11 protein-coding genes, 1 tRNA gene and 1 rRNA gene (1 of these 13 running past the window's edge) are annotated in these 10,224 nt (G+C 36.9%); 7 read left to right on the top strand and 6 right to left on the bottom strand.

Going from position 1 to position 10,224, the window contains the following annotated elements; translation table 11 throughout:
* Window positions 1-29 precede the first annotated feature (29 nt).
* The 7 genes from rrf (at window position 30) to BN2390_RS00180 (ending at window position 3,550) form a co-directional block, all read left to right on the top strand.
* Window positions 30-147: ribosomal RNA gene (rrf, locus tag BN2390_RS00210) — 5S ribosomal RNA — on the top strand.
* 42 nt (window positions 148-189) lie between these two features.
* A tRNA-Met gene (locus tag BN2390_RS00205) sits at window positions 190-262 on the top strand.
* Window positions 263-396: 134 nt separating this feature from the next.
* The gene (locus BN2390_RS00200) at window positions 397-975 is read left to right on the top strand and encodes a GNAT family N-acetyltransferase (RefSeq protein ID WP_053982365.1); all 579 of its coding nucleotides are present in this window, start codon (window positions 397-399) and stop codon (window positions 973-975) included.
* Window positions 976-1,034: 59 nt separating this feature from the next.
* The gene (locus BN2390_RS00195; protein ID WP_053982364.1) at window positions 1,035-1,682 is read left to right on the top strand and encodes a nitrite/sulfite reductase domain-containing protein; all 648 of its coding nucleotides are present in this window, start codon (window positions 1,035-1,037) and stop codon (window positions 1,680-1,682) included.
* Between the two features lie 41 nt (window positions 1,683-1,723).
* Window positions 1,724-2,356: a dihydroxyacetone kinase subunit DhaL gene (gene dhaL, locus BN2390_RS00190; RefSeq protein WP_053982363.1), complete on the top strand. Its 633-nt coding sequence runs from the start codon at window positions 1,724-1,726 to the stop codon at window positions 2,354-2,356.
* Window positions 2,357-2,359: 3 nt separating this feature from the next.
* A complete protein-coding gene (gene dhaM / locus BN2390_RS00185; protein WP_053982362.1) occupies window positions 2,360-2,755 on the top strand; it encodes a dihydroxyacetone kinase phosphoryl donor subunit DhaM in 396 nt (131 codons plus the stop codon).
* Between the two features lie 165 nt (window positions 2,756-2,920).
* A complete protein-coding gene (locus tag BN2390_RS00180) occupies window positions 2,921-3,550 on the top strand; it encodes a histidine phosphatase family protein (protein WP_053982361.1) in 630 nt (209 codons plus the stop codon).
* Window positions 3,551-3,677: 127 nt separating this feature from the next.
* Here the strand turns inward: BN2390_RS00180 and dhaK are convergent, their stop codons facing one another.
* The 6 genes from dhaK to BN2390_RS00150 all read right to left on the bottom strand — a co-directional run.
* Complete coding sequence (gene dhaK / locus BN2390_RS00175) at window positions 3,678-4,673, bottom strand: dihydroxyacetone kinase subunit DhaK (protein ID WP_053982360.1); 996 nt, start codon at window positions 4,671-4,673, stop codon at window positions 3,678-3,680.
* Window positions 4,674-4,870: 197 nt separating this feature from the next.
* Window positions 4,871-5,575 (bottom strand): MIP/aquaporin family protein, encoded by a 705-nt coding sequence (locus BN2390_RS00170; protein WP_053982366.1) that lies wholly within the window; start codon window positions 5,573-5,575, stop codon window positions 4,871-4,873.
* Window positions 5,576-5,622: 47 nt separating this feature from the next.
* A complete protein-coding gene (gene glpK, locus BN2390_RS00165) occupies window positions 5,623-7,113 on the bottom strand; it encodes a glycerol kinase GlpK (RefSeq protein WP_053982359.1) in 1,491 nt (496 codons plus the stop codon).
* A 287-nt stretch (window positions 7,114-7,400) separates the two neighbouring features.
* Window positions 7,401-7,769 (bottom strand): DUF1667 domain-containing protein, encoded by a 369-nt coding sequence (locus BN2390_RS00160; protein ID WP_053982358.1) that lies wholly within the window; start codon window positions 7,767-7,769, stop codon window positions 7,401-7,403.
* A 3-nt stretch (window positions 7,770-7,772) separates the two neighbouring features.
* Window positions 7,773-9,035 carry an NAD(P)/FAD-dependent oxidoreductase gene (locus BN2390_RS00155; protein ID WP_053982357.1) on the bottom strand — a complete coding sequence of 421 codons (1,263 nt, stop codon included), beginning with the start codon at window positions 9,033-9,035 and terminating at the stop codon, window positions 7,773-7,775.
* Between the two features lie 15 nt (window positions 9,036-9,050).
* Window positions 9,051-10,224, bottom strand: the 3' portion of a protein-coding gene (locus tag BN2390_RS00150) for an NAD(P)/FAD-dependent oxidoreductase (RefSeq protein WP_053982356.1). Its footprint extends 263 nt past the window's final position; 1,174 of the gene's 1,437 nt are visible here — the last part of the coding sequence; its start codon lies off the right edge, out of view; it ends in the stop codon at window positions 9,051-9,053.

The raw sequence follows: 10,224 nt of genomic DNA, 5'->3' as shown, positions 1-10,224 counted from the left end.
GAGTATAAGAAAAAGAATACTCAAATATTTTTGGTGGCGATGCGACTAGGGGACACACCCGTTCCCATACCGAACACGTAGGTTAAGACCTAGTCGGCCGATGGTACTTGTCTGGAGACGGACCGGGAGAGTAGGTGGCTGCCAAATTTTTATTTTATAGCTAGAAAAGCTGACATAACAACATAATAACGCGGAGTGGAGCAGTTGGCAGCTCGTCGGGCTCATAACCCGAAGGTCTCAGGTTCAAGTCCTGACTCCGCAATTTCTAAAGCCTTATAAACTTCTAAAGTTTATAAGGCTTTATTCGTATATTTATTTTATAATATTTGGTAATATATTAAATTAAAGCTAAGAAAAATTACAAATCAATAAATGAAAATTTGAGGAGGAATAGAAATGACAAATTCGATGATAAATATTAGGGTTGCAACAGCTCAGGATGCAGGAGAGTTGTTGCAAATCTATGCTCCTTATGTAGAGACAACTGCAATTACATTTGAGTATGAGGTACCATCAGTTAAAGAATTCGAAGATCGTATCCAAAATACTTTAAAAAAATATCCTTATTTAGTAGCAGAAAGTAATGGAGAAATACTAGGCTATGCGTATGCAGGAGCTTTTAAAAGTAGAGAGGCATATGACTGGGCTGTAGAGACTTCTATTTATGTAAAAATGAATAGAAAAGGTATGAGAATTGGAAGTAAGTTATATGATGCTTTAGAAACAAGCTTAAAAAAACAAGGAATATTAAATTTGAATGCATGCATTGCTTATCCAGAAGTAGAGGATGAATATCTGACTAGGGGGAGTATTTCTTTTCATGAAAAGTTAGGATACGATTTTATAGGAAGATTTCATAAATGTGGCTATAAATTTAATAGGTGGTATGATATGGTATGGATGGAAAAACATATTGGAGTTCATAGTGAACAGCAAGAACCTATTAAATTATTTAAAGATATTTATATGAAGTAGAGATAAGCTTGTGTATTAAACTTTATCGTAGTTATTATGAGTATATAGAAGGAGACCTTATGGCTAATTTACAAAAGATTAGAAACGGAAAACGTACTTATGCAATTACACCACATATACCAGGTGGCTTTATTACAGCAGATCATTTAATTAAGATAGGGGAAGTAACTAAAAAATATAAGGGCGTTGTAAAGATTACCTCAGGTCAACGTATCCTTATTACTAATTTAAAAGAAGAAGATATCCCACATATATGGGAAGAGCTTGGGATGGTGCCAGCAGTTAAGGAACAAAACTCTATAAAGAATGTTGAGATGTGTCCAGCTGGATTTTGTAAGCGTTCTAAGGTAAATAGTATTGGAATAGGAATGAAGCTTTCTAACAAATATCAGTGGAAAGAGATGCCTTGCCGTACAAAAATAGGTGTAGCAGGATGCCTAAATGCTTGTGGAAGTGTATATAGTAAGGATATTGGTGTTATTGGTGATAAAGATGGTTATAAGGTAACAGCAGGTGGATCAGCAGGCTTTCACCCAAGACTTGCAGATGTTTTGGCTACGGGGCTAACAGAACGAGAAGCATTAGAATATATTGATCGCTTGATTTTAGTTTATGAGGAGTATGCAGAGCCAGGAGAAAAGCTAGGTTTTCTTATTGATCGTTTAGGTAAAGAACAATTTTGTGAAAAGGTTATTTCTAGAGGATAGAGCTCGTATAATAAAATAAGACTTATTATAGGAGTGATTTGATGAATGCTGTATTCTATAAAATGATTAGTGAAATTGCAAGCAATATACAAGCAAACAAGGACTTCTTAACAGATTTAGATCGTGAAATAGGTGACGGAGATCATGGCATTAATATGGCAAGAGGCTTTAGTAATGTAATGAGCAAACTGAATGTAGATGAAGAAATGAGTATAAGTGATAGCTTGAAAAAAGTAGGTATGATTATTATATCTACAGTTGGAGGTGCATCAGGTCCCTTGTATGGAAGTGCTTTTTTAAAGGCAGCAATGGCAACGAGAAATCATGAACAAGTAGATGGTGAATTACTTGGTATAATCTTAAGGGCTAGCTTAGAGGGGATTCAAGAAAGAGGGAAAGCTACAAGAGGGGATAAAACCATTATTGATGCTTTAGAACCAGCTTGTGAGATTTACTTTAAAGGAATTAATGAAGGTAAATCTACAGTTGAATGTATGCAAGCAGCATGTAAGGCAGCTGAAGGTGGCGTAGAGTCTACCAAGCTTATTGCAGCAAGAAAAGGTAGAGCGAGTTATCTAGGTGAACGTAGTATAGGGCATCAAGATCCAGGGGCGACGTCTACATTGATTATGCTTCAATCTATTACAGATGTTTTAGTAAGACAGGAGGCATAAGAGATGATAGGTATTTTAATTGTATCGCATAGTAAGGCATTGGCAGAAGGTGCAGTAGAGGTAGCTAAGCAAATGGCAGATGAAAGGCTTCCAATAAAGGCTGTAGGTGGACTTGATGATGGAAGTATAGGTACAGATGCAGTACGTATTATGGAAGGGCTTTATAGTGTGTATACAGAAGAAGGTGTACTTGTGTTTGTAGATTTAGGGAGTAGTGTATTAAGTACACAAATGGCTATGGATTTATTAGGGGATGAAAAGATGAAATCCAATATACATATTGTGAATGCTCCTATTGTTGAGGGAAGTATTGTAGCAGCGCTGCAAGCAAGTATTGAAGATCCTATAGAGAGTATTATAGAGGAAGCTGAGAATGCTTGGAAAATGAATAAGCTATAAGAGGTGCTGTTAATACAGTACCTCTTTTTTATAACTTAATTTCCATTAAACTTATCATTTAAGTTATATTATCTTTTTTAACGTTTTTAAACTTCCTATAAATATAAAAAGCTTTTATAATAAATAATGAATAGCATATACAGTGTATAGAAACGAGGCAGTAAAATGAAAACAACAATTTATTTAACACGACATGGACAGACAGAATGGAATATAGAAAAGCGTTTACAAGGAAGAGGTAATTCACCACTTACACAAGAAGGAATCCAAAAAGCTGAAGAACTCAAAGAGCGTTTAAAAGACTTAAACATAGATGTTATTTACTCAAGTCCAATTGAGAGGGCATTACATACAGCACATATTTTAAAGGGTGATAAATCAGTAGAAGTCATTACTTGCGATGGACTTATGGAAATGGGCTTTGGAGAATATGAAGGAAGAAAGACAGAAGAGATTACAAAAGAAAATCCTGAGTGGAATATTAATCTGATTATGGAAGGTCATACAACTATGTCAGCTCCAGGTGGTGAAAACCTAGAGGAAGTAAGGGATAGAGTAAGACAGGCTATGGATGAGATTATTGAAGTAAACAAAGGAAAAGAAATACTTATTGTAGCTCACGGCATTACTTTAAAAGCCTTAATGTATTACTTTAAGGATCAAGATGTGAATCAAGAGGTTATGGGGCAAACAACGCTTACAAAAATTGAATGTGACGAAAAAGGTGAGTGTCATATTATCTTTAAGAATGATGATACCCATTTCACTAATAAAACAAAACAATTAGGCTGGTAAGCGATTAGTAGTCCTTAATGAATAGTTTTTAAAGAGAACTGAACAATTTTAATGATAGAAGAAGAGCTATAGAACAAATAGAAGTTTTATAGCTCTTTAATGTATTAAAAAGATGAATTTACTTGAATTAATATTGTACAAGTGCAGGTGTATTAGCAGGTGCTTCAAGTAAGCCTTTAAGTTCATCATCTAACTTTAGAAGTGAAATGGAGAAACCAGCCATTTCAATAGAAGTCATATAGTTTCCTACCAATGTTTTAACGGGTATAATTCCTTTTGAAGTAAGGATTTCATTTACTTTGCGATTAGCAATATAGAGTTCCATAAGTGGGGTTGCACCTAAGCCATTTACAAGAACAGCTACTTCATCTTGAGCTTGAAGTGGTAGATCAAGAAAGATTTTATCTAATAAATCACTTACAATAGCATCAGCTTCTTTAATTTTTTCACGATGAGTACCTGGTTCACCGTGAATACCTAGACCGATTTCCATCTCATCATCAGCAAGTGTAAAGCTAGGTTTGCCGGCTTCTGGTACTGTACAAGCAGAAAGTGCCATTCCCATGGAACGGACATTGGCAATAACCTTTTCAGCTACACGTTTAACTTCGCTAAGAGGTGCGCCTGCTTCTGCTTTTGCACCTGCAATCTTATGTACAAAGAGTGTACCTGCAATACCACGTCTACCTGTAGTCCAAGTACTATTTTCTACAGCTACATCATCATTAACGATAACCTTTTCTACTTCAATCCCATCCATCATGGCAAGATCAGCAGCCATCTCAAAGTTGAGTACATCTCCTGTATAATTTTTAATAATAAGGAGTACACCACTTCCATTATCAACGGCTTTAATGGCTTCATAAACTTGGTCAGGTGTAGGTGATGTAAATACAGCACCAGCTACAGCACCATCTAACATACCCGTTCCTACAAATCCACCATGAGAAGGTTCATGTCCACTTCCGCCACCACTTACAAGGGCAACTTTATGATCTGTTTTATTTGCACGTACAAGAACTTGTGTGCCAGGCAAACGTTTAATAGCATGAGGATAAGCACATACAATACCTTCTAACATTTCTTCTACAACTTGACTTGGATTATTAATGATCTTTTTCATAGTAGCCCCCTAAACATTTTCAATGATAATTATTAATGCTTTACTTCCTATAATAAAAGGGCATAGCCCTCTAGATATCTTTCAGGATAGGAGGAGAAACAAAAATAGTTTAGCCCAAAATCCGTCGTAATAAATCTAGAGTGGCATGCCCTTATTATTTTACTTCGTAGAGTAGATAAATTATAACAGTTTAAATTTTAAAAAATAGCTGCGAATATTAAAGCGGCTACAACGCCACCAGCTATTGGTGCAACAACTGGAATCCAAGCATATTTCCAGTCAGAGTCACCTTTTCCTGGGATAGGAAGGAGTGCATGAGCAATACGAGGACCTAAGTCACGAGCAGGGTTGATAGCATAACCAGTTGGACCACCGAGTGTTAAGCCGATTACCCAAATAACAAGACCTACTACCATAGGAGAAAGTCCGTCTACCATAACTGTGTTACCAATACCGAGTAATGCAAATACTAAAATAAATGTTCCGATAAACTCAGAAATAAAGTTTCCGATTGTAGAAGGAATAGCTGGACCTGTTGCAAAACATGCAAGTTTTGTAGCCTTATCTTCAGTTTCCTTCCAGTGTGGAAGGTAATGAAGGAATACAAGACATGCACCAATAATAGCACCAATCATTTGAGCGATAATGTACATAGGTACATCTGCCCAAGCAAAATTACCAATTGCTGCATTGGCAATAGTTACAGCAGGGTTAAAGTGTGCCCCGCTAATAGGGCCAAAGATATATACAGGAATAGCAACAGCAAGTGCCCAACCTGTAGCAACAACGATCCAACCGCCACCTTTACCTTTTGATTTGTTAAGATTTACGTTGGCAACAACGCCATTACCTAAAAGTATAAGAATCATAGTTCCTAAAAGCTCTGCAAAGAATGTTGACATCATTCAATTCCCCCTCGAATTAAATACTTTTTAACAACTTCTCTTAATTATTTAGCCCAACCTAGAGAGCATTTAACAGCTTTATGCCAGCCAACAAGTAGTTCGTCACATTTCTTTGTATCCATTTTTGGTATGAAGCTTCTTGAAAGTGCCCAGTTCTTACTGATATCTTCTTTGTCTTTCCAGTATCCTACTGCAAGACCTGCAAGGTATGCAGCACCAAGAGCTGTTGTTTCAATAATTTCAGGTCTATCAACTTGAACACCAAGAATGTCAGATTGGAATTGCATTAAGAAGTTATTTGCACAGGCGCCACCATCTACTTTGAGTGCTTTAAGTTCAATGCCTGAATCTTCTTGCATAGCTTTAAGTACATCATAAGTTTGATAAGCTAGAGATTCTAATGTTGCACGAATAAAGTGTTCCTTTTTAACACCACGAGTAAGACCTACCACTGTACCACGTGCATACTGATCCCAATAAGGTGCACCAAGTCCTGTAAAGGCAGGAACCACATATACACCGTTAGTATCAGGAACAGACTTAGCATAAGTTTCAGTATGAGAAGCATGGTCAATCATACGTAACTCATCTCTTAGCCATTGAATAGCTGCACCTGCAATGAAGATACTTCCTTCAAGTGCATATTCAACTTTACCATCAAGTCCCCAAGCGATTGTAGTAAGGAGGCCGTTTTTAGAAGTAATAGCCTGCTCACCTGTATTCATAAGCAAGAAGCAACCTGTGCCATAAGTATTTTTGGCTGTACCTGGTTTATGACAAACTTGACCGAAAAGAGCAGCTTGTTGGTCACCAGCAGCACCACCAATAGGGATAGCTCCACCAAGTAGAGAAGGATCAGTTTCTCCATATACACAGCTAGAAGGTTTAACTTCTGGGAGCATACAAAGTGGAATGTTTAATTTAGCTAAGATGTCTTCATCCCATTTTAATGTATGAATATTGAATAGGAGGGTACGTGAAGCATTGGAATAGTCCGTTACATGAACTTTGCCATTTGTGAGATTCCAAATAAGCCAAGTATCAATGGTACCAAAGAGAAGTTCGCCACGTTCAGCTTTTTCTCTTGCACCTTCAACGTTATCTAGAATCCATTTAACTTTAGTGCCAGAAAAATAAGCATCTAAGATAAGACCAGTTTTGTCTTTAATAACTTGGTCATAGCCTTCTTCTTTAAGGCTATCGCAGTATTCGGAGGTTCTTCTACATTGCCATACGATAGCATTGTAGATAGGTCTACCAGTTGCCTTATCCCATACAACAGTTGTTTCACGTTGATTGGTAATACCTAAAGCAGCGATATCACTTGCAGAAGCATTAATATGTTGCATTGCTTCTGTAGCAACGCTAATTTGGGTAAACCAAATTTCAGCAGGATCATGTTCTACCCAGCCAGCTTTAGGATAAATTTGAGTAAATTCTTTTTGAGCTACACTTTCAATGAGACCCTTTTCGTTAAAAAGAATACATCTTGAACTAGTAGTTCCTTGATCTAACGACATGATATACTTTGGCATAAATAAAATACCCCCTTAGAATAAATAGAAGTTAATCCCATCATATCATAGAGAATGTAGAAATAGATAGAGCCCCAGTACTTCTATCTATAAATCTAATAACCCATGTATAATGGGTACACTCAAAGAAAAAGAAAAATTGAATTTTAGTGCATCTAGGAAAGGAATAGAAGAGTCTGTAAAACAGGGTGCCAAAATAAGAAATGAAGAGTAAGTTTATGCTAATTTTAAGATTAGCCCTTTAATTAAGTTTATGAGACAAGAATTAGGGCTAGAACTAAAAGGTATTAAACAATCTTAGAGACTTTTTGAGTAGCCACAACACTTACACCTGTATTGGCTAAATCTTTACATAAGATATCACCAACATTAATAGGTGCACGAACTTCTAGTGTTTTGAGTGCTTTCATACAAGCTCTAATCTTGGTTTTAGGAATGGGTTTCTTTGTTTTAACAGCTACACGAGGAAAGTTACCATCACGTACAGGTAAAGTAGTTGTTAGAACCCTAGTAGGGTGTGTACATTCTTCATGAGCATAATCTACACCAATTTTGCAGGAGTTGCCTGTAACATTTATGACCTTATCGTCATCTAGAGTTGCGGTAAGACTACAGCCAAGAGGGCAACCAATACATGTAAGTTCAACTGTTTTCATAGCTTAACTCCTTTCTATCTTTAAAGTGATGGAAGTAATATGAGGATGTTTAGCTAGGAGATTCGGTGTAAGGATAAGGTCTTCCATTTCACCTGGTGTAAAAATACGTTTTTTCTTTTTCATAACACGCATGTCATTAATATAGAGACATTTATAAGCATCTTTATAGACTTTATCTACTCTAAAGCGAAATGTAATAGGTGTTGTAGGAGCAGAAGTTAGGAAATGAGGTACGCTATAGCGCACACCCTCTGTTACAAGAATTGGTATTTTGCCAGTAGTAGAAGAATGAGTATGACTAAGAATATAGTCTGCAGCATGTGCACCAGCTATTTCACTTTCAGTTGTTACATAGTCAACTAAGTCATGAACATGAAGGACATTGCCACAAGCAAAGATGCCAGGTGTACTTGTTTCTAAGATTTCATTTACAATTGCTCCACCTGTAATAGGAGAAAGTTCTATAGAAGCTTTGCGAGAGAGTTCATTTTCTGGTAGAAGACCTACAGAAAGAAGGAGTAAGTCACAAGGAATAAAGGTAGAAGTATTAGGGATAGGCTTTTTACTTTCATCTACCTTAGCTATAGTAACTCCTGTCAATCTATCTTTACCATGAACCTTGGTAACAGTATGGTTAAGTAAGAGAGGGATGCCATAATCATCTAGACATTGCACAATATTACGCTTTAAACCACTAGAGTATGGAAGAAGCTCAGCTACAGCTTTGACTTTAGCACCTTCAAGAGTCATACGTCTTGCCATAATAAGGCCAATATCTCCAGAACCTAATACAACTACTTCTTTACCCGGCATAAAACCACGCATATTCACTAACTTTTGAGCAGTACCAGCAGTTAATATACCACTACATCGACTACCTGGAATAGTAAGCGCACCACGAGGCTTTTCACGGCATCCCATAGCAAGAATAATCGCTTTTGCCTTTAAAGTAAGTAAACCTTCTGTAGGAGAGAGTGCATAAACTACTTTATCAGGAGTAATATCTAAGACCATTGTGCCTAGTAAGTAAGGTATATTTTCCTTATGAATCGCACTTACAAATCGTTCGGCATATTCTGGACCAGTAAGTTCTTCTTTGAAAGTATGAAGGCCGAAGCCATTATGAATACATTGATTTAAAATCCCACCAAGATAAGCTTCACGTTCTATAATAAGTAAATTTTGAATGCCTTTTTTTCTAGCAGCTAGAGCAGCACCTAAACCAGCAGGACCTCCACCAACAATGATTAAGTCATAGCTTTGCATAGTACACCTCCTAGATTAAAGATCTTCTTTATTACGACCAACTAAAAAGGTAGAAGACTTACCAAATTTGCTAACCTCCATAAGAGGTATATTTAAATACTCTGCAAGAAGCTCCATATTGCGAACAAGGCAGAACCCAGCTTGGCAACGACCAGCACCGGCCCGTGTTCTACGTTTTATACCATCTAGATCACGGGCACCTAGAGGTCGTGTAAGGGCATCTACAATTTCAGCTTCTGTAATAGATTCACATCTACAGACTATCTTGCTATAGAGAGGATTAGATTGAATAAGTTTCTCTTGTTCCTCCTTAGAACATTCATTAAACCTAATGATTCCTTTACGTTTAGGATTAAAGTGAGGATTTGGAGGTGGATTTAATTTGTTGCAAATTTGATCGGTAATATATTTACCTATAAGTGGTGCACAAGTAAGTCCAGGAGACTCAATGCTTGCGGCATTAAAGAAGTTAGGCACATCAGAAGCTTCACCTAAAATAAAGTCATCTAATTCTGAACGGGCACGAAGTCCGCTAAAAGAAGTGATCACCATATTAAGAGGAATAGATTTTACGCTAAGTAGTGCTTTTTGCATAATATCATCTAAGCCATGTCTAGTTGTATCTAAATCTTCTTTATCATCTTGGTCTACTGCGTTAGGTCCTACAAGTAAGTTACCATCAATAGTAGGAGAAACTAAGATACCTTTTCCAAGTTTAGTTGGAAGTTGGAATAAAGTATGACTAGCCAAATGTCCTACATATTTATCAAAGAGGTTATACTCACCTTTTCTAGGTATAATAGTGAATTGGTCAGCGCTAACCATATTATTTAAAGTATCACTGAATACACCAGCAGCATTAACAACCACTTTAGCTTGGTAAGTTTGACAAGGAGACGTAAGTACAAAGTAATCTTCTTCTTTCTTAATAGAAGTAATAGGAGTGTTAAAGTGGAACTCAACTCCATTAGTATGTGCATTTTCAGCAAGTGCAATAGTCAAGTTAAATGGGCATACAATGCCACCAGTAGGTGCATACAGTGCAGCAACAACTTGGTCAGTTACAGCAGGTTCCAAGCGTCTCACTTCATCACCAGAGAGAATTGCAAGATTGGGAACACCATTTTGGACACCACGATCTTTAAGTTCAAGTAAAGCAGGTATATCTTTTTGGTCAAAGCATAAGACA

The organism is Niameybacter massiliensis, from assembly GCF_001282685.1.
Classification (GTDB): Bacteria; Bacillota; Clostridia; order Lachnospirales; family Cellulosilyticaceae; genus Holtiella; species Holtiella tumoricola.
Note: the sequence above shows the minus strand (reverse complement) of the source record. Positions and strands in the feature narration are given on the sequence as shown.